Origin of the sequence: Alkalihalobacillus bogoriensis ATCC BAA-922, from assembly GCF_000621445.1 — a bacterium.
GTDB lineage: Bacteria > Bacillota > Bacilli > Bacillales > Bacillaceae_F > Bacillus_AO > Bacillus_AO bogoriense.
Genome location: NZ_JHYI01000006.1, coordinates 219,748 through 240,116 on the forward strand (window position 1 = coordinate 219,748; position 20,369 = coordinate 240,116).

Annotated in this window: 16 protein-coding genes and 1 other annotated feature (1 of these 17 running past the window's edge); of the genes, 6 read left to right on the top strand and 10 right to left on the bottom strand. The window is 37.1% G+C overall.

Going from position 1 to position 20,369, the window contains the following annotated elements:
* Positions 1-62 (bottom strand) — a binding site (T-box leader); it reaches 142 nt to the left of the window's first position.
* A 130-nt stretch (positions 63-192) separates the two neighbouring features.
* Positions 193-3,069, top strand: coding sequence for a transglycosylase domain-containing protein (locus T323_RS0101095; protein ID WP_035177194.1), 2,877 nt, complete (start codon positions 193-195; stop codon positions 3,067-3,069).
* A 397-nt stretch (positions 3,070-3,466) separates the two neighbouring features.
* On the opposite strand, the gene acsA is transcribed toward T323_RS0101095, so the two are convergent.
* The gene (gene acsA, locus T323_RS0101100; protein ID WP_026671641.1) at positions 3,467-5,182 is read right to left on the bottom strand and encodes an acetate--CoA ligase; all 1,716 of its coding nucleotides are present in this window, start codon (positions 5,180-5,182) and stop codon (positions 3,467-3,469) included.
* Positions 5,183-5,431: 249 nt separating this feature from the next.
* Between acsA and T323_RS0101105 the strand changes: the two genes are divergently transcribed.
* From T323_RS0101105 to T323_RS0101115, 3 genes are read left to right on the top strand one after another with little or no spacing between them, the layout of a single operon-like run.
* Complete coding sequence (locus T323_RS0101105; protein ID WP_026671642.1) at positions 5,432-6,064, top strand: GNAT family N-acetyltransferase; 633 nt, start codon at positions 5,432-5,434, stop codon at positions 6,062-6,064.
* Positions 6,065-6,075: 11 nt separating this feature from the next.
* Complete coding sequence (locus T323_RS0101110; protein WP_026671643.1) at positions 6,076-6,720, top strand: acetoin utilization AcuB family protein; 645 nt, start codon at positions 6,076-6,078, stop codon at positions 6,718-6,720.
* The gene (locus T323_RS0101115; RefSeq protein ID WP_026671644.1) at positions 6,717-7,901 is read left to right on the top strand and encodes an acetoin utilization protein AcuC; all 1,185 of its coding nucleotides are present in this window, start codon (positions 6,717-6,719) and stop codon (positions 7,899-7,901) included. Before T323_RS0101110 ends, T323_RS0101115 begins: the two co-directional genes overlap by 4 nt.
* 280 nt (positions 7,902-8,181) lie before the next feature.
* On the opposite strand, the gene T323_RS0101120 is transcribed toward T323_RS0101115, so the two are convergent.
* The 4 genes from T323_RS0101120 to T323_RS0101135 form a co-directional block, all read right to left on the bottom strand.
* Positions 8,182-8,880, bottom strand: coding sequence for a 5'-methylthioadenosine/adenosylhomocysteine nucleosidase (locus tag T323_RS0101120; RefSeq protein ID WP_026671645.1), 699 nt, complete (start codon positions 8,878-8,880; stop codon positions 8,182-8,184).
* A gap of 77 nt (positions 8,881-8,957) precedes the next feature.
* Positions 8,958-9,764: a flagellar motor protein MotP gene (gene motP, locus T323_RS0101125; protein ID WP_026671646.1), complete on the bottom strand. Its 807-nt coding sequence runs from the start codon at positions 9,762-9,764 to the stop codon at positions 8,958-8,960.
* 31 nt (positions 9,765-9,795) lie between these two features.
* The gene (gene ccpA / locus T323_RS0101130) at positions 9,796-10,800 is read right to left on the bottom strand and encodes a catabolite control protein A (RefSeq protein ID WP_026671647.1); all 1,005 of its coding nucleotides are present in this window, start codon (positions 10,798-10,800) and stop codon (positions 9,796-9,798) included.
* A 421-nt stretch (positions 10,801-11,221) separates the two neighbouring features.
* Positions 11,222-12,295, bottom strand: a complete 1,074-nt coding sequence (locus T323_RS0101135; RefSeq protein WP_026671648.1) for a bifunctional 3-deoxy-7-phosphoheptulonate synthase/chorismate mutase — start codon at positions 12,293-12,295, stop codon at positions 11,222-11,224.
* A 249-nt stretch (positions 12,296-12,544) separates the two neighbouring features.
* Here T323_RS0101135 and T323_RS0101140 point away from each other — a divergent pair, with 249 nt between their 5' ends.
* Positions 12,545-14,707, top strand: a complete 2,163-nt coding sequence (locus T323_RS0101140) for a cell division protein FtsA (RefSeq protein WP_026671649.1) — start codon at positions 12,545-12,547, stop codon at positions 14,705-14,707.
* A 155-nt stretch (positions 14,708-14,862) separates the two neighbouring features.
* On the opposite strand, the gene ytxJ is transcribed toward T323_RS0101140, so the two are convergent.
* From ytxJ to T323_RS0101155, 3 genes are read right to left on the bottom strand one after another with little or no spacing between them, the layout of a single operon-like run.
* Entirely contained in the window at positions 14,863-15,192 is a 330-nt protein-coding gene (ytxJ, locus tag T323_RS0101145) for a bacillithiol system redox-active protein YtxJ (RefSeq protein WP_026671650.1), read from the bottom strand.
* An 11-nt stretch (positions 15,193-15,203) separates the two neighbouring features.
* Positions 15,204-15,671: a YtxH domain-containing protein gene (locus T323_RS0101150; protein WP_026671651.1), complete on the bottom strand. Its 468-nt coding sequence runs from the start codon at positions 15,669-15,671 to the stop codon at positions 15,204-15,206.
* Positions 15,671-16,126, bottom strand: a complete 456-nt coding sequence (locus T323_RS0101155) for a DUF948 domain-containing protein (protein ID WP_026671652.1) — start codon at positions 16,124-16,126, stop codon at positions 15,671-15,673. Before T323_RS0101155 ends, T323_RS0101150 begins: the two co-directional genes overlap by 1 nt.
* Before the next feature lie 180 nt (positions 16,127-16,306).
* On the opposite strand from T323_RS0101155, the gene T323_RS0101165 reads away from it, so the two are divergent.
* On the top strand, positions 16,307-17,422 hold the full coding sequence (locus T323_RS0101165) for an aminopeptidase (RefSeq protein ID WP_026671653.1): 1,116 nt from the start codon (positions 16,307-16,309) through the stop codon (positions 17,420-17,422).
* A gap of 277 nt (positions 17,423-17,699) precedes the next feature.
* Here T323_RS0101165 and murC read toward each other — a convergent pair whose 3' ends face one another.
* On the bottom strand, positions 17,700-19,001 hold the full coding sequence (gene murC, locus T323_RS0101175; RefSeq protein WP_026671654.1) for a UDP-N-acetylmuramate--L-alanine ligase: 1,302 nt from the start codon (positions 18,999-19,001) through the stop codon (positions 17,700-17,702).
* Between the two features lie 239 nt (positions 19,002-19,240).
* Positions 19,241-20,338 (bottom strand): nicotinate phosphoribosyltransferase, encoded by a 1,098-nt coding sequence (locus T323_RS0101180; protein ID WP_026671655.1) that lies wholly within the window; start codon positions 20,336-20,338, stop codon positions 19,241-19,243.
* Positions 20,339-20,369 lie beyond the last annotated feature (31 nt).

Sequence of the window (20,369 nt, forward strand, 5' to 3'; positions counted from 1 at the left end):
ACCACCACTAGCTCTCTTAAAAACAAACGATGTAGGCTACTAATTCCCTTCAACACTTTTTCATTTATTATTTGTAATGATATTTTAATCATAAATTTATATTTCTGTCAATCAAAGTAAAGGCCTCCAAAAACCGTATCAGAATCCGTCAGAATATGCTATAATATGTCTGAACTTTCAGGGAGGTATTTTATGAAAGAATTTATTAAAAACGTTAATGAAAAGCTAAAGAACTGGGTTAACGTGTTACGAGAAAAGCACATACTTAGGGGAATTGGCGTCACATATCAGGTAACATGGAATTTATTGTTGATTTTTATCATTTTTGGTGTACTATCGATGTTTTTTGTCGGTGGTGTAGGCGCTGGGTATTTTGCCTCTCTTGTTAAAGATGAACCACTTCGTACGTATGAAGACATGAAAAAAGATATTTATAATTACGAAGAGGTCAGTGAAGTGTACTTTGCAAATGATGTTATCGTTGGCGAATTACCAACAGAATTAGAACGCCGTGAGATTTCGATTGAGGACGTCTCAGAGCATTTAATTCACGCGATTGTTGCGACTGAGGATGAATATTTTTATGAGCATGAAGGAATCGTTCCAAAAGCAATCATGCGTGCAACATTTCAAGAATTTGCAAATTCATCTGTTCAAACAGGGGGAAGTACTCTAACACAGCAGCTCGTCAAAAATCAAATCTTAACGAGTGAAGTATCGTTTGACCGGAAAGCAACAGAAATTTTGCTTGCGATGCGGTTAGAACAATTTTTTGAAAAAGATGAAATATTAGAAGCTTACTTAAATGTCGTTCCTTTTGGACGAAATGCAAATGGAAGAAATATTGCTGGTGTTCAAGCTGCAGCTCAAGGGATATTTGGCATCGATGCAAAAGATTTAAATGTCCCGCAAGCCGCTTATATTGCCGGTCTTCCACAAAGTCCATTTGGCTATACTCCTTTTACAAGTACAGGAGAAGTAAAAGACGATCTTGATGCGGGTATGAACCGCATGAAAACCGTTTTGCGCCGCATGCATGAAGGTGGCTATATTACTGAGAACGAATATGAAACAGCGTTAAATTACGATATTCGTGCTAATCTAGCAAAACGAACTCCAACGATTTTAGACGAATACCCATTTATCCAAGAAGAAGCAGAAAAGCGTGCCCAAGATATTTTAATGGATATGATGATAGAAGAAGCTGGAATTGATTTAGATGAACTTGATCATGAGGAAAGATTAGAAGTTCAAAACAGGTATAGAGAAATTGCCAAACGTGATTTACGACGAAAAGGCTATCGTATTCATACTACGATAAATAAAGAAATATACGATTCGATGCAAGAAGCAATTAAAGATGAGCGTTTCTTCGGTCCAAATAAAGACGGTGAACAAGAAGAAATCGGCTCTATGTTAATTGAAAATAATACGGGAAAGATTTTAGGGTTTGTTGGTGGACGTGACTTCGAAAAAAGTAGTTATAACCATGCCACACAAGCAAAACGGTCAAATGGTTCAACGATGAAACCAATTCTCGCGTATGGACCAGCAATGGATGTTGGTGCCGTTCAACCAGGTCATATTATTCCGGATGTTCCTACAAACTATAAATCTGATGGTAAACCCGTAAACAATGTCAATTTCCGTCATCGTGGGTTAATTACTGTTCGAGAAGCTTTACAAACTTCACAGAATACAACGGCTATACGGAGCTTTTGGAGAACTCCTCACGACAAAGCGCGTGAATCCTTACTTAAAATGGGTTTCACACTAAATCCGGGTGAACCATATGAAGCAGCAAACCTAGGGGCAATGGAAAATAACCCAACTGTTGAAGTGAACACAAATGCTTATGCGACTTTTGCTAACGGTGGACAATACGTGAAATCGTATATGATTGAACGGATTGAAACAAAAGATGGTGAAGTTATTTTTGAACATGAATCAGAAGCTGTTGAAGTGTTTTCACCACAAACCGCCTATTTAATGATTGATATGATGCGTGATGTGTTACGTGGTGGTACGGCAAGTTATTTACCTGGACGATTGAAATTTAATGCAGACTGGGCTGGTAAAACAGGAACATCTAACTGGCATCATGATATTTGGTTTGTAGGCACAAATCCAAATGTAACATTAAGTGTTTGGATTGGGTATGATACACCAAAACCTGTAGAAACTCGTCAAGTTGCAGGTTTATCTTACAGCCAACGAACACAACAAATGTGGGCAAATATTGCAAATGCTGCCTATGATGCAAGTCCAGAAACAATGGCACCTTCTGAGCGATTTGAGTCACCTGGTGGAATTGTCCGTGTTGAAATTTGCGGGATTTCTGGGATGCTACCATCAAAACTATGTCGTGATGCAGGTCTTGTGAAGAGCGATTTATTTAACGCCAAATTCGTTCCGACAAAAGTCGATGACAGTTTACAAGAAGCTAAATACGTGTTGTTAAACAATGAACCATATCTTGCGTTAGACTCCACTCCGTCCGAATTTACGTATGATGGTGTCATGATTAAAGAAGATTATTTTAAAGACATTAATATTAAGGAATACATTCCTGAAAATTGGGATAATATCGTTCCTGATCGAAATGCCGAAGAAAACGGTAAAGTTCCAGGTGAAGTAGGCGGTGTTGCGATTCGCGGTGACACATTAACGTGGAGTGAACATGGCGAGCGTGATATTGTTGGTTATCGTATTTATCGTGCGGCAAACGGAACAGATAATTTCCAGCATGTTGCCAATGTAAAAGGAAGAAATACAACATCACATAAAGTCGGTGGTGGAAAATACGCATATTATGTCATTGCTGTTGATGTCGCCGGACAAGAATCAACGTCAATGAACATCGTGACACAGGATGGTTGGTCTGCAGAACCTGATGAGCCAACCGAAGATGAAAAGCCGAAAAAGGATGACAAGAAAGATAAAGAAAAAGAAGACAAACCAAAACCTGAGCCTAAGCCAAAGCCTGACCCGAAACCTGAGCCAAAACCTGAGCCGAATCCTGGTAACCCAGGCCGTGACGATGATGACGACGATACTGAAGATTCATAATGTAGGGTATTCTGAAGCTCCCCTGTTAGGGGAGCTTTTTTGTTCGGACATCCGTTCCGCCATTCGTTCTAAAAGTGGTTGTTTTTGAATTCTTCCGGACATCAGTTCCATTACATTGCGAAAGAGACACCAAAATCAACGTGTTTTTCAAAAATAACGGAACCAATGTCCATAAACACAGGAAACAGGAGAAAAAGTAATATTAGCGGAACATTTGTCCGTAACAACTTTCACTTCTACACTTGCCACATTCTTTAACTAAAGGCGGAGAAAATAAGCAAACCAAATGCACGTTAATCCGTGCTATTGGTTTGCTTATTTTTTAAGAAATCTTTTAATAAAAAAAGAGTGGTCCATTCCACCGCACTTGGTGAAAGCCACTCTTTTTTATTCAACCTTAATCTTCCATTGTTGATAAATCTCCTGTTGGTAAGTCAAGTTCCCATGCTTTTAAGACACGACGCATGATTTTTCCACTTCTTGTTTTCGGAAGTTTTTCACGGAATTCAATTTCTCTTGGTGCGGAATGAGCAGCTAAGCCTTTTTTCACAAACAATTGAATTTCTTCAATTAATTCTTCACTTGGTTCATGGCCTTCACGAAGCGCAATAAACGCTTTTATAATTTCACCACGAACTGGATCAGGCTTACCGATAACACCAGCTTCAGCGACAGCTGGATGTTCGATTAATTTACTTTCCACTTCAAATGGACCTACTCGTTCACCAGATGTCATAATTACATCATCGATACGACCTTGGAACCAAAAATATCCTTCTTCATCCATATAAGCCGAGTCACCAGACACATACCAACCATCTATTTCAAAATAACTATTGTACTTTTCTTCGTTATTCCAAATTGTTCGCATCATGGAAGGCCAGCCTTTTTTAATGGCCAGATTCCCCATCCGATTAGGTGGAAGCTCGTTTCCTTTATCGTCAATAATTGCTGCTTTCACTCCTGGTAACGGTTTTCCCATTGAGCCCGGTTTAATTTCCATACACGGATAATTACAAATTGTTTGAGCTCCTGTTTCCGTCATCCACCACGTATCATGGATTCGTAATGAGAACACTTTCATTCCCCAACGGACAACCTCTGGATTTAACGGCTCACCAACGCTTAAAATATGACGGAGCGTTGATAAGTCATATTGTTTAATTAATTCATCTCCGGCACTCATTAACATCCGGAACGCAGTAGGTGCACTATACCAAACTGTAATTTTATATTTTTCAATTGTCGAATACCAATCTTGAGGACTGAACCTTCCTCCACGCACAACATTTGTGGCCCCAGCTAACCATGGACCAAAAATACCATATGATGTACCTGTTACCCAACCTGGATCAGCTGTGCACCAATATACATCACTTTCTTGGAGATCTAAAACCCATTTTGCGGTTTGATAATGTTGAATCATCGCATTATGAACATGTAAAACCCCTTTTGGTTTTCCAGTTGATCCTGACGTATAGTGGAGAATTAATCCATCTTCACGGTTCACCCAAGTAATAGTTAATTCAGGACTTGCTTGCTGAACCTGCTTTCCAAAATCAATATAAGTTTCATCTTCCGTTACATCATCACCTAAAATTAATACTTTTTCAAGATTAGGCAAGTCATCCACAGGAACACGCTCTAATAATTGTGGTGTTGTGACAAGAACTTTCGCTTCACTATCTTCTAACCGGTCTCTAACTGCACCTTCCATAAATGCTTCAAACAAAGGTCCGACAATCGCACCTAACTTGATGGCTCCTAAAATGGCAAAATACAACTCCGGTGAGCGTGGCATAAAGATAAATACACGGTCCCCTTTGTTCACACCAACATTTTTGAGTACATTCCCAGCTCGGTTAGACATTTCTTTCATTTGAGTAAACGTATATTGTTCATCACGATTTGCATCACTATAATATAATGCAATTTTACTTTTACTTTCCGACTCAGCATGACGGTCGATCGCTTCATAAGCAAGGTTCACATTTCCTGTTTGCCCCCAAGAAAACTCTTTTTCAACCTCTGACCAATCAAACGATTTACATGCCTCTTCATAGCTTTTTAAATTATAATTCCCATCTAACGGTGGAAGCGCTTGCAATTTCATTACACATCTTCCTCTCTACTATGTATTCGTCTCGAATTATATTATAATATATTTGCAATTTTTCATCAATTCTTAAAGTTTCCCTTTCAAAATGAAATTGATCCATTTAACTTAACGCATTTTAACTATTTTGTGTCATTTCCATTTTTAAACTATCTCTTTTATTGTTACACTGTATAATAAAAGTACGAAAACTTTTCATTCAAACAGCAGTGTTTCGCTCGTTTATTATAGAAGGTGGTTATGTTGGTGAACCATATTAAAACATATTTTAAAAGGGAAATACCTTTTGAGGATCGTTACCTAATCCTTGAAGGTCCAATTTCAAAAGAAGACTTGATTCAACTTGATTTTCATTCAGGTTTAGTTGCTTTTCGGCCGCCTGCCAAACAAAAAGACGCATTAATTGGCATTGCGGATCTCCCAGAAGGAAGAATAAATATTGCTCGGGACGGCAATACGATTATCGGTTATGTTACGTTTGTTTATCCAGATCCAATGGAACGTTGGTCAGAAGGACAAATGAAAAACTTAATTGAATTAGGCGCCATAGAAGTGGCACCTGAATATCGTGGAGTGAAAGTAGGAAAAAACTTACTTGAGCTTTCTGTCCTTGATGATGCAATGGAAGATTATATTATTATTACAACGGAATATTATTGGCATTGGGATTTAAAAGGTAGTGGACTTTCCGTTTGGGAATACCGTAAAGTCATGGAAAAAATGATGAACGCTGGTGGACTCGAATGGTATGCTACAGATGACCCTGAAATTTGCTCGCACCCTGCCAATTGTTTAATGGCGAGAATCGGAAAAAGAGTTGATCAAACCTCTATTCAACAATTCGACCAATTGCGATTTAAAAACCGCTTTATGTATTAAGGAGGCCCATTATGATTATTGAAGATATTATGATAAAAGATGTGCACACTCTACAAGAAACAGCTACGATTGAAGAGGCCATTCAAACGCTAGCTAAATTTAAAATTCGTCATGTTCCAATCATAAATGAGGAAAGAGAAGTTGTAGGAATTATTTCTGATCGTGATATCCGTGATGTAAGTCCTTCGATTTTCCATTCGGATGAACATAAAGAAGATTTTCAGCTTCCTATCCGAGAAATAATGAAACGCAACGTCTTAACGGCGCATCCGCTAGACTTTGTAGAAGAAATATCCTCTGTATTTTTTCAAAATCAAATTGGTTGCCTCCCTATTGTTGAAGAAGATCGTTTAGTAGGGATTATAACAGAGTCGCTTGTCCTCCATACGATTGTTAAATTAATGGGGGCACACCAGCCTAGCTCTCAAATTGAAGTTAAAGTTGAAAATATTACCGGTATGTTAGCTGAAATTGCAGCCATTTTCAAACGAAAGAATGTGAACATTACAAGTGTATTAGTGTACCCTTCAAAAGATAAACGCTATAAAATTTTAGTTTTCCGAGTTCAAACAATGGATCCTCGTCCAATCATTGCTGAAATTGAAAACGAAGGCTATCAAGTGTTATGGCCTAATTTTCCGGGAGCAACCTTATGAAACTGGATTCAGCCTTTATTTACTCTAAAGAACAATTAAAATACCAGTTTCATAAAGACCACCCCTTTAATCATTTACGCTTAACACTCACCTACGATTTGCTCGAAAAAATGAAAGCGATTACCGACTCTGATATCGTTGCTCCGAGGATGGCAACAGATGAAGAAATTGCGCTTATTCATGATGAAGCTTTTATTGATGCCGTGAAATTAGCTGGTGAAGGGAAACTAAGCATTGGGGTTGCTAATAATTATGGGTTAGGCACTGAAGATACACCGATGTTCGCTCATATGCATGAAGCCGCTGCGCTTCTAGTTGGCGGGACTTTAACCGCTGTAGATTTAGTGATGGAAAACAAAGCTAACCACGCTATTAATTTAGGTGGTGGCCTCCACCATGGCTTCCGTGGAAAGGCATCAGGCTTTTGTATTTACAATGATAGTTCTATTGCCATTGAATATATGAGAAAGAATTATAATGCCCGCGTCTTGTATGTTGATACCGATGCACATCATGGCGATGGAGTACAGTGGGCTTTTTATGATGATAATGATATATGTACACTGTCGATTCATGAAACAGGTCGTTACTTATTCCCTGGTACAGGGCATGTTAATGAAAAAGGACATGGACAAGGATATGGTTACTCGATTAATATCCCGCTAGATGCTTTTACTGAAGATGAATCTTTTCTAGAAGCTTATGAAACATCATTACGAGAAGTCGTTGAATTTTTCAAACCTGATGTTATTTTGACGCAAAATGGAGCAGATAGTCATCATTATGACCCACTAACACATTTATCTGCCTCCATAAACATTTATAAAGAAATTCCTCGTCTCGCACATCAACTTGCACATGAATATTGTAATGGTAAATGGATTGCTGTCGGAGGAGGCGGTTACGATATATGGAGAGTCGTGCCAAGAGCATGGTCTTATATTTGGTTAGAAATGACAAATCAAATCGATTTAGCAACTGGTGACTTACCTGAGGAATGGATAAATATGTGGAAAGCTGAGGCGAGTCAACCATTACTATCGACTTGGGCTGACCCTAACCCCCTATACCCTGCTATACCTCGAAAAGCAGAAATAACAGAAAAAAATAAAAAAACAGTGGCAAAGGCACTATCCCATATTCGCTTGGAAATGGAACGAACATCAAAAAACAATAAATGATTTAAGACTTTGATGAATACAAAAATGGTAGGTGTCGAGACCGACTCAGTTCGGCTAACGGACATTCGTTCCGCTATTTTAAGAAATTAACCCATTTACCGGTTGCTTACGGACACTCATTCCGTTACTTTCATAAAATTGAAGGTTTTTGTCACTAGATTCTTTAACTAACGGAACACATGTCCGAACCTAAAGATAAAAGCCACGTTTTATAATAAATAGCGGAACACATGTCCGTAACGCTATCCCATAAGAAAGCCACTAATATAGTGGTTTTCACTTATTCCGCTTTCTTAGACAATATATGTTTTATCATGTTATATGATTGCTCTGATGCTAGTATTGTGAATTCTTCAAAGCTCATTTGTGCTTCTCCGTTTGCTTTATCTGAAATCGAACGAATAATAATAAAGGGAACATCATTTACCGTTGCCACTTGAGCAACTGCCGCCCCTTCCATCTCTACACAAACAGCATTAAATTGCTGATAAATTTCGTTTACTTTTCTTTCGTCTGCTATGAACTGGTCTCCACTCGCAATCCGTCCTTGTACCACTTTACGATTCATAATCTTTGACGCCTCACTTGCCAGAGCAATAAGATGCGAGGCTGCTTCAAAATCACTTGAACGATGAAACATCGGTATTTCGCCTTTTTTAAACCCTAGTGGACTTGCATCTATATCATGTTGAATTGCACTAGTGGAGATAACAATATCACCAATTTGTAAAGATGGATCCAGTGCCCCTGCGACTCCTGTAAATAAAATTTCCTGAACAGAAAATTTATCAATTAAGAGTTGCGTTGTAATACTAGCGTTCACTTTTCCCACACCTGATTTACAAACAACCACATGCTTCCCTAATAAACGACCTTCATAAAAAGTAATAAAGGCAAACACTTCTTCTTTCTCAATCGACATCTCTTCTTTTAAAAGTGCAATTTCTTCATCCATTGCGCCAATAATTCCAATCGTCATCGTTATCTTCCCTCCTAAATGGAAAACCCTAGAAGAGAATCTTCTAGAGTTTCATCCTATTTTCTATTACGAAGTGATTAAGCTCCCGCGTTCATCGTTTCTTCAGCTTCTTCTGCTTTCTTTTTGCTTTGCGGGATAAACGCGCTTAATTTTTCTTCAAGGATTTTCGGGTTTTGTCCTGATTGAACACCGATAACACCCTCAACGACAATTTGCTTAATAAACACTTCTTGGTCAGTTTTATTTTCTAGTTTTGCTGCCATTGGTAAAAATACAAGATTCGCTAATACTGTTCCATATAATGTTGTTAATAACGCTATCGCCATACTAGGTCCTAGAGTAGAAGGGTCATTTAAGTTTTGTAGCATAATGACAAGTCCGATTAATGTTCCAATCATTCCCCAAGCAGGAGCATATTCTCCCATTTTTAAAACGATTGCTCGTCCTTTTCGATGTCTTTCTTCCATAGCAAGAACTTCAGCCATCATAATGTCTTTAATTACATCAGGTTCAATTCCATCAACTGCTAACAATACTCCTTTTTTAATAAACGGGTCATCTACTTCTTCAACACCAGCTTCAAGTGCAAGCAACCCTTCTCGACGAGCTCGTCCTGAAAGCTCGACAAATGTATTTATCAAATCACCAATATCTTGTGGATTTTGATTAAAAGCTTCTTTAAATACACGCGGAAGTGTTTTTACATCGGCCCATGAAAAGTTAATTAATGTCGCAGCAACGGTTCCACCAAATACAATAAGAATCGATGCTACTTGGATAAAATAAATGACCCCTGAAATACCAGAGTTAGATAATACAGCTAACATTAATACAATAAAACCTAATACTATTCCTACTAAAGTCAGACTATCGAACTTTTTCATTTCTCTCTCCCTACCTTGTATTCGCTATACGTTACGCATTAGATGTCGAATTGCGAAGCTCAATACGGTGTGGTAGTACGACAATATGGTCACTAACTTCCTCTTTGTTCATATATTTTGTTAATAAACGCATAGAAACAGCACCAATATCATACATCGGCTGAACGACAGTAGATAATGTCGGCCTCACCATCGTCGCCAAACGCGTATTATCGAATCCAATCACTTCAAAATCATTAGGAACATGGAAACCTTTATCTTGTGCTCCATGAATGATTCCTAATGCCATCTCATCTGTTGCTGCAAAGATAGCGGTTGGTTTATTTTCCATTTCAATAAAGCTTTCCATCGCTTCAATTCCAGAATCATACGTGTAATCACCAATTTTGACAAAATTTTCATCAAATGGTAATCCTGCTGATTCAATGGCTTCACGATAGCCAGCAAATTTCTGGTATCCGTTTACTGGGTCTTCTAACGAACCAGACAACATTCCAATTTTCGTATGTCCTTTATTAATCAAATGTGTCACCGCATCATAAACCGCTCGTTTATAATCGATAACAACAGATGGAACATCCTGATCCTTATCCAATGTTGCAGCTAATACAACAGGGACAGGTGAGCGTTTGAGTTGCTCTGCTAGCTCTTCTCGAATTTGCGCTCCCATAAAGATAATTCCGTCTACTTGCTTTTCCAACAATGTATTTAATAAATGAATTTCTTTTTCTTTGTTTTGGTCAGAGTTACAAAGAATAATATTATATTTATACATTGTGGCAATATCCTCGATACCACGAGCTAGTTCAGCAAAAAAGATGCTTGATATGTCTGGAATGATGACACCAACAGTTGTTGTTTTTTTACTGGCTAGTCCTCTTGCAACTGCATTTGGTCGATAACCTAAACGCTCAATCGCATCAACGACCTTTTTTCTTGTGGCTGGCTTTACATTCGGATTTCCATTCACTACACGTGACACAGTTGCCATGGAAACTCCTGCTTCTCTCGCTACATCATAAATTGTTGTATTCAAGATGATCCTCCTCTATCTTATAAAATACATGACTTTAGTTAGAAAATGATTGTACAGTTATCATACGATACATTTTCAAGGAGGGCAATCTCTTACGTTACTTATATCGACAGTTTTCATAATTATTTTCATACTTTGTTAAAAACTTATTTGGAAATGTTGTTGAAACTTGTTAAAATTTGCCCTTCCTTGACGTAAGAAAAACGCGGAGCGTCTTTTCGTTTCAAGCGAAGTGGGGAGCCCTGCCCGCTTTTAACAGTGAACCCCAAGTGCTTTTCTTGGGGTGAAACGCGCAGGTTCGCAGCCTTCGCTCTTCTAGAATAAGCTTTCAAAGCTTCATTGCTATACCAAAATTTTTATCTTATCTTTTAAAAAAAGCCTAAAGCTGAGTGTTCAACTTTAGGCTTTCCATATTTAGCTTTTATAATTTATACAATCCTGACTCACGTAATTGCGATATAAACTCATTGAATTCATTAATATTCATTTGTTGCGCTGAATCTGATAAAGCAACAGCTGGGTCTGGGTGGACTTCTGCCATAACAACATCAGCACCGATGGCCAACGCAGCTTTTGCAGTAGGAAGTAATAAATCTTTACGTCCTGTTGAGTGTGTTACATCCACCATTACCGGTAAATGTGTTTCTTTCTTTAAAATCGGAACAGCTGAAATATCAAGTGTATTTCTCGTTGCTTTTTCATATGTTCGAATTCCACGCTCACATAGCATAATATTTGAATTGCCTTTTGAAATAATATATTCTGCTGCATTGATGAATTCCTCAATCGTCGCTGATAATCCTCGTTTTAATAAGACAGGCTTATCGACTGAACCAGCCACTTTTAATAATTCGAAATTATGCATGTTTCTTGCCCCAATTTGAATAACATCGACATAATCTAACGCTAATTCAATATCTTCAGGTTTTACAATTTCACTAATGACAGCCATATCATACTCTTTTGCGACTTGCTTTAATATTTTTAAGCCTTCTAGCCCAAGCCCCTGGAAGTCATATGGGGATGTTCTTGGTTTAAATGCGCCTCCACGTAGTAGTCTTACCCCTTGTTCTTTCATCGCTTTTGCAACAGCAGCGACTTGTTCATAGCTTTCAACTGCACATGGCCCCATAACTAGACGTTGGACTCCATCCCCAACAGTTTCTCCTTTTAAGTCAACAACCGTATCCTCAGCTTGATTTTTACGAGAAACGAGTAATACTTTTTTATTATCATCTTCTTGTAATTTCAAGCTAGCTTTGAAAATTTGTTTAAATAAATGTTGAATGGCAGGGGTTTCGAATGGTCCTTTATTGTGTTTTGCAATTAAATCTAACATATCTCTTTCACGGACTGGGTCAAAGCGATTAACACCTTGTTTGCCCTTCACTTTACCAATTTCTTGTACAATACTCGCTCGCTCATTAATTAACTCTAATAACTGTAAATTAACCTCGTCTAATTTCGTTCGTAACGCTTCTAACTCATTACTCATGTTCTCCACTCTCCTCTTTTTTTCTTTATTTGAGTTTTGCAAAAATTTCTCAAAATAAAATTTTTATGATACATTCTAGTGATTAGGGATTATTATAAACGATAAAAGCTTGAATGTCACGACTTTTTTCTTTATTGCCTAAACGCTTTTAAGCGCTAAAGTGTTTTGCTACATAAAGACTATGATTCCGAACATTTTTATATTACAATTTTATTATATTTATTAATTTTTGCAAAGAAGGTGTTATAGATGAAAGACAATGTGACAACACCAATTTTTTCATTAGATATAGGAACTCGTTCGATTGTTGGTTTACTGTTGCAACAATCTGACAATGATATGTATGAAATTTTAGATATTGAAATCCTTGAACACAACGAACGTTCTATGCTTGATGGACAAATTCATAATGTATTATCGGTTGCCGAAACGATCATTAAAATTAAAGATAAATTAGAAGCAAGACATGGTAAATTAAAAAAAGTTTGTGTTGCTGCTGCTGGACGGTCTTTAAAAACAAAAAGAGCAAAAGTAGACTTGTCTCTTTCAGGACAAGTCTTAGTCAACCGGGATGATATTCTTCATCTTGAATTGAGTGCTGTTCAACAAGCTCAATTTGAACTTGCCCAAGAGTTTGATGAGCAAAAAAGTTTTAACTATTTTTGTGTCGGCTATTCAGTATTAGATTACCGGCTAGATGGAGAACGAATTGGAAGTTTAGTTGACCAAACAGGAACAACAGCTACTGTCGAAGTAATTGCTACGTTTCTTCCTAAAGTTGTCGTTGAATCATTAATTGCTGCTCTTAGTCGCGCTAACTTAGAACTTGAAGCTCTTACGCTTGAACCAATCGCTGCGATTAATGTGCTCATTCCCCCGTCAATGCGTAGATTAAATGTTGCATTAGTTGACATTGGAGCGGGAACATCAGACATTGCAATTACAGATGAGGGAACAATTGTTGCCTATGGAATGGTTCCTGTAGCTGGAGATGAAGTAACCGAAGCTTTAAGTGATCATTATTTGCTCGACTTTCCTGATGCTGAAGTCGTAAAACGTCAGTTATCAGAACAAGATGTCGTAACAATCACCGATATTTTAGGATTTGAAACCGAATATAAAAAAGAAGATATGGTCACGGCTATTGAATCTACCATTAATGAATTAGCTACTGCCATTACAACAGAAATTATCGAACTAAATCAAAAACCTCCTAAGGCCGTTATGCTTGTTGGTGGAGGAAGCATGACTCCAAACCTAGGGAAATTACTTGCTGAGAAATTACAATTACCTGAAAATCGAGTTGCGATTCGAGGCATTGATGCGATTAAGACGCTTAAACCAACGGATAAGGTGGAAGCTGGACCAGAGCTTGTCACCCCGATTGGTATTGCTATCGCTTCCAAAGAAAGTCCAATCGAGTATATTAGTATTACTGTTAATGATATGCCTGTTCGTCTTTTTGACATTAAACAGCTTACAGTTGGGGACGGCTTACTCGCTGCAGGAATTGAACTATCCAAATTATATGGCAAACCTGGTCTTGCTCTTATGTTAAAAGTGAACGGTAGACTGATTTCTATTCCTGGAGAACATGGTACTCCACCGTTGTTAACGAAAAACGGTGAACACGTAACATTGCAATCTCCACTTTGTGCCAATGATTCTATTTTCGTGGAAAAAGGACAAAATGGAGCCGATGCAACAGCTACGATTTTAGACTTAATTGATAGTCCAACAATGACGATTTATGTAAACAAAAAACAAATTGATGTACCAGCACTTGTTTATATTAATAACAAACTTGCTTCCCTTGAGACGGTTGTAGCTGAAAGAGATGATATTGTAGTCAAATTTCCAGAGACAATCGAAGATGTTTTTAATTTGGTCATGCCAGAAGAACGTAAAGAAAATTTTTCAGACTTTACTGTAACTGTGAATCATGAAAGTGTTCTTTTACCATCTCAGCAAAACATTTTATTAAAAAATGATAAAAAAGCGGATTTAACAACGTCAATCGAACCTGGGGACTCGATTATAAATGAAAAACAAAATGAATCGATTCCGACAATGCAAGATGTGTTTGAGGCTTTATCGGTTCAACCTAATTCTTCAATATCTGTTTTTTTTAATGATTCTTTAGTTACTATTACAAAACCTAAATACCAATTAAAACGAAATGAAGTCATATTACGTGAGATGGACCCGATATACAATCACGATGAGCTTCATTTGGAAACTTTAGAAGATGAACCGTTTATCTTTCAAGATGTATTCCGCCATGTTGATTTTACAATCGATGTGAATTTAAATAAACGTTTAATTATATTGAAAAACGGAAAAGAATCCACCTTTATTGAACCGATTACAACGGGTGATAAGCTCGAAGTCAAACTAGTTTCAACTATATAAGAAAACGCCAGAGCGTCTTTTCTTTCAAGCGTAGTGCGGCTCCTTCGCTCTTCTAGAAAAAGCTTTCAAAGCTCCACTGCTAGACCAAAATTTTTATATTTTCTTATCTTATAATAAAAAAAGCGAACACTCTATTTGGAGTGTTCGCTTTCTTTTTATGCATTCCATTGTTGTTCAAGTACTGATAATGTAATTTTCCAATGAGATTGGTTCCATACAATCTCATTTCCTTTAAACAATAGCGCCTGTGGTGATTCATGTTTAACACCATATTGCTCTGCCACTGCATTCGATAATGGCCGAGCCTCTTGCACATTTAAATAATACAATGGTAATGTGTCATTAGCCGTTGCAAAAGCATTAAATTCTTCAAATGCAGCTTCACTAATCGGACAAGTTGTACTGTTTTTAAATAATATAAACTTTTCATGTTCTTTTTTCACTTGGTCAAACTCTTCTTGGCTAGATATTTTAACAATACTCATCGAAATCTCCTTTATTTGTCTTGTAGCACTTTATCTCTTTTTTCAGTTTCTTCTTTTATCGTATTTTGAATACTTTCCACTTCATTTTGTACAGTTTGTGCTACTTCCTCTTTACTGTCAGTTACTTCAGAAACGAGATCATCTTTATACCCGACAGCTTGTTTTCTTACTTTTTTAATATCGTCAGTCACTTGACCTTTTACTTCTTTTACCTTGTCATATACTTGATTTGACTGCTCGGAAATTACTTTTGCTACATTATTAGACTTTTCTTTTGCAAGAGACGCATATTCATTTCCTTTTTGATAAGCGGTTGACGTTAGTTCTGATGTTTTTTCTTTTGCATATTGTGCTTGCTCTGTAATATCCTGACGCAATTCTTTCCCTGATTTAGGAGCAAGTAATAAAGCTGCAGATGCTCCAACAATTCCTCCAATTAATGAACCAATTAAAAAGTCTTTCGTATTCATATCTCCCATTATTCTTTCTCCTCCTTCATAGAATATGTAACTTCTGTTTCTACTTTTCCTTTTCTTGCCTTCCATTTACTATATAAATCAATGGCAACATTGCCCCATTGCACAACTTGAGCGATATTATCAGACTGTTTTTCTGTTTGTTGTACAACCGTATTTGAAACCCGACGTAAAGATTGGTTCACTTGTTGTACTGATTCACCTACATCACGTACAGAATCAAAAACGAAATGTAATGCTTCTGATTTTGCTTGAATATCATCAGCTAATTCGTTTGTTCTATGTAAGAGCTGTTCTGTTTCTTTTGTTATACCTTGAAGCTGTTGTTCTAAACTGGCCATCGTTGTTGCTGTATGTTCAAGTGTTTTTGTCGCCGCTTTTAATGTTCTTGCAATATAAATGACTAATACAACAAAAGCAATTGCAATAATTGCGACACTTATTTCAATTAGATACACTGACTGTCCACCTCCTCTATACTGCTATGTACCCATATTCTATCCTTTTTAAACAAGGAAGCTTGTATTTCCATTCTAGATAACATTTCAAACTCCTGCAACAACTTCTATGTATACGACTATTATAATGTCATGAAATAGTATAGAATAAAAAGGAAATGTTGTGAGGAGGTAACAACTATGAGAGATCCAAGAATTGAAACGTTAGCTCGTAATTTAATTCAATACTCAGTAAAACTTCAAAAAGGTGAGAAAGTGTTAATTGAAAATTTCGGACTAGAGCGTGAACTCGTAACAGCTTTAGTGAAAGAAGCTCATCAAGTTGGTGGGATTCCATTCGTGTCCATTAAAGACCACCAAGTAGATCGAGCATTACTGCTAGAGGCATCGGAAGAGCAATTGAAAAAAACAGCCGAGTTTGAAGCTACGGTCATGAAAGAAATGGATGCATATATCGGTCTTCGAGCAGGAAATAATATTTCGGAATTAAGTGATGTTCCAGGCGATAAAATGGCGTTACATAGCAAAACCGTTGGAACGATTGTTCACCGTGAAATTCGTGTACCAAAAACAAAATGGTGTGTGTTACGTTACCCTACATCATCCATGGCTCAATTAGCAGATATGAGTACAGAAGCATTTGAGGACTTTTACTTCAATGTTTGTAATTTAGACTACGGAAAAATGGACAAAGCGATGGATTCTCTTGTTGCGTTAATGAATAAAACCGACAAAGTCCGGATCGTTGCGCCAAACACAGACCTTACTTTTTCCATTAAAGATATCCCTGCAATTAAATGTGCAGGTGAATATAATATTCCTGATGGCGAAGTATACACTGCCCCGATTAAAGATTCAGTAAATGGAACAATAACGTATAATACTCAGTCCCCATACCAGGGATTTGTTTACGAGAATATTTCATTTACGTTTAAAGATGGAAAAATTGTGGATGCCACAGCAAATGATACAGACCGTATTAATCATATTTTAGATACAGACGAAGGTGCTAGATATATCGGAGAGTTTGCTATCGGTGTAAATCCATTTATTCTTCATCCAATGAAAGATACTTTATTTGATGAAAAAATAGATGGTAGTATTCATTTCACACCTGGTCAAACATATGATAATGCTTCAAACGGCAACAATTCTGCCATCCATTGGGACATCGTTTTAATCCAAAGAGAAGAATACGGTGGCGGCGAACTTTATTTTGACGATGTCTTAATTCGAAAAGACGGTCGCTTTGTTATTGATGAACTGCAATGTTTAAACCCTGAAAACTTAAAGTAAAGAAAAACATGAGAGCGTTTTTTCTTTCAAGTATAGAATAAGCTTTTAAAACTTCATTGCTATACCATAATTTTTATGCTTTTTATATGTGAAGAAAGGGGTCGTGCATTTTCGCACAACCCCTTTCTTTTTTTATTGTTTTCTTCTTCAGTTTATTAAACATACTTTTCCATAAACCAATAATAAGTCTTGGAAAATATAATACGAGTTCGGCTCCCCAGCCAAGTATTGTACTAATCGCCATGTCTTTGTCTTTCTTTTTAGTCTGATTCATAACCTACGATGTAATGACTTGTTGATAGGCATTTTGGAATTTCTGAACATCGCCAGCCCCCATAAATAAAATAACACCATTCGTATGAGCCGTTAATGTTGAGACCGTTTCTTCTGTTATTAAATCAGCACCCTCAATTAAAGAACGAAGGTCCTCAATGGAAAGACTATCATTGTTTTCTCTTGCCGAACCAAAGATTTCGCATAAATACACTTTGTCTGCTTGCCCTAACTTTTCTGCAAACTCATGTAAAAATGTTTTTGTTCTCGTAAATGTATGTGGCTGAAAAACAGCGACAACTTCACGGTCAGGGTATTTTTGTTTTGTCGCCTCTATCGTCGCGAAAATTTCAGTAGGATGGTGCGCATAATCATCAATTAAAATTTGTGATCCTATTTTTGTTTCACTAAAACGACGTTTCACACCACCAAAACTCGCTAAGCTTTCTTTTAATATATCAGCAGACACATTTTCATAATGGCATAACGCAATTACAGAAAGGGCATTTAATACATTATGTTTTCCATAGCCTGGAATCGAAAATGTCCCGTAAAAATGATGACGTACAAATACATCAAAGGACAACCCTGTGCTTGTAACGGTTAAATTTCTAGCTTGAAAATCATTATGTTCTCCAAAACCATAAAAAACAACAGGAACATTGGCATGGATCCCTTGTAAATATTGGTCGTCACCACAAGCAATAATTCCCTTTTTCACTTGCTTTGCCATTTCTTGAAATGCCGAAAAAACATCTTCTACATCTTTAAAATAATCAGGATGATCAAAATCGATATTTGTCATAATACAGTAATCAGGATGATAATTTAAAAAATGACGACGATATTCACATGCTTCAAAGACAAAATATTTACTATCCTCTTGTCCTTTTCCTGTTCCATCTCCAATTAAAAAGGAAGTAGGATGAGCGGAACCAAGTACATGAGAGAGTAAGCCAGTTGTCGATGTTTTCCCATGAGAACCTGTGACAGCAATGCTCGTAAAGTTTTTAATGAATTCTCCTAAAAACGTTGGGTAAGGATAAACCTCAATCCCTAATTCTGCCGCTCTTTTTATTTCATCATGGTCACTTTTATATGCAGCGGAAGCAACTATTGTTTGCCCTTGTTCAATATTTTTTTCATGAAAAGGTAGAATGTCTATTCCTTTTTCTTCTAGAGGTTTTTGAGTAAAAAATCTTTTTTCTACATCAGAACCTTGGACCGTTTCATTCATGTCGTGCAGGATTTGAGCAAGTGCACTCATTCCTGAACCTTTAATTCCTATAAAGTGGTAAACAGTCATAGACTGGACCTCCATACTAATCTTGATATAGTCTAACATGATACTCATTTTATGTAATGACTACAGTATTGTTTTCATACATTTTTTTATTATAGCAGAAATTAGAAAAGAGAAAAACAACCGATTTTTGATTCGGTTATCCCATCCACCAGTATATGCACATTTAAACAAGAAAAGACCTATGTTTTTTCAAGGACATTAAAGTTCCCTAATAAACATAGGCCATGATTCCTTTTCAATTATTCCACTAATTCTAAGCGAGGGTTATCATTATAACGACGTCCAGCCTTTGCTTGTGGCTCTCCGTTTAGTAAAACATTATCACCTGTAAACCCAATATTAATTTTTAATAAACTGCTGCCCACACCATAAATATCAACCGGAACATTTTCTTCTTCATATTCTTTAATTCGTTCTGCTGTAAATCCGCCTGTTGCAATAATTTTCACATGTGTAAACCCTTCTTTATTGAGTGCATTACGCAAGGCAAAAATAAGCTGTGGATTGACACCACGCGGATCAAAGGCACCCATAATCTCTGGATTTCGACAAAAGTATTGGTCCACCATCGTTCGTGATGTATCAACACGAACACCCTTTAACTCTTCACCGAAAGCACGTGCGACTTTTAAGGCATCTGTAACAACGTCATTATTATAATCAACAAGAGCCATTAAATCATCTTCAGGAAATGTTTCTTTATATGCTTGTGTTGCAGCAACAACATCCCCTTCAAACAGTTGAATAAGCGCATGGGGCATCGTTCCCATTCCTTTTTTCCCCCACCATTCGTTCATCGCATGTGTTGCTTGCGCTTGCGACCCACCAATAAAGGCAGCATATCCATCTCCAGATTGCTGAGTAAAATGGTCATCACGGTCCCCCATAAAAATAACGGGTTTTTGAAATCCAGACTTTCTTGCCGCTTTGACTACTTTATACACATTCGTAGCGACAGACGTTCGTCTCGCAAAAATTCCATCGATGACTCCTTCTAAAAAACCAAAGTTCTGATAGGGGCCAGTAACAGTTAGGACTGTTTCAAATGGTTTAATTTTATCACCATCTTTAAGTGAACGAATCTCTAACGTTTCAGGATCTTTGGCGAACGTTTTGATTAACGCAATCACTTCGTCAGTCCCACACAATATGGCATTTGTTTTTTGGAAAAACTGCATCGTTACTATATTTTCTTGACGATACTTTTCTACAATTTTCCTTGTTTTTAAAAAGTAAACGGCTGAAAACCAACCTTCTGACACACGTTCATCAAATTTAAACGTTTTGTTTGTCAAACGTTTAATTTTCCCTTGCAATTTCAGTTCGATTTCCTTCATCCCTATGCTCCTTGCCTATCCATTATCGCCT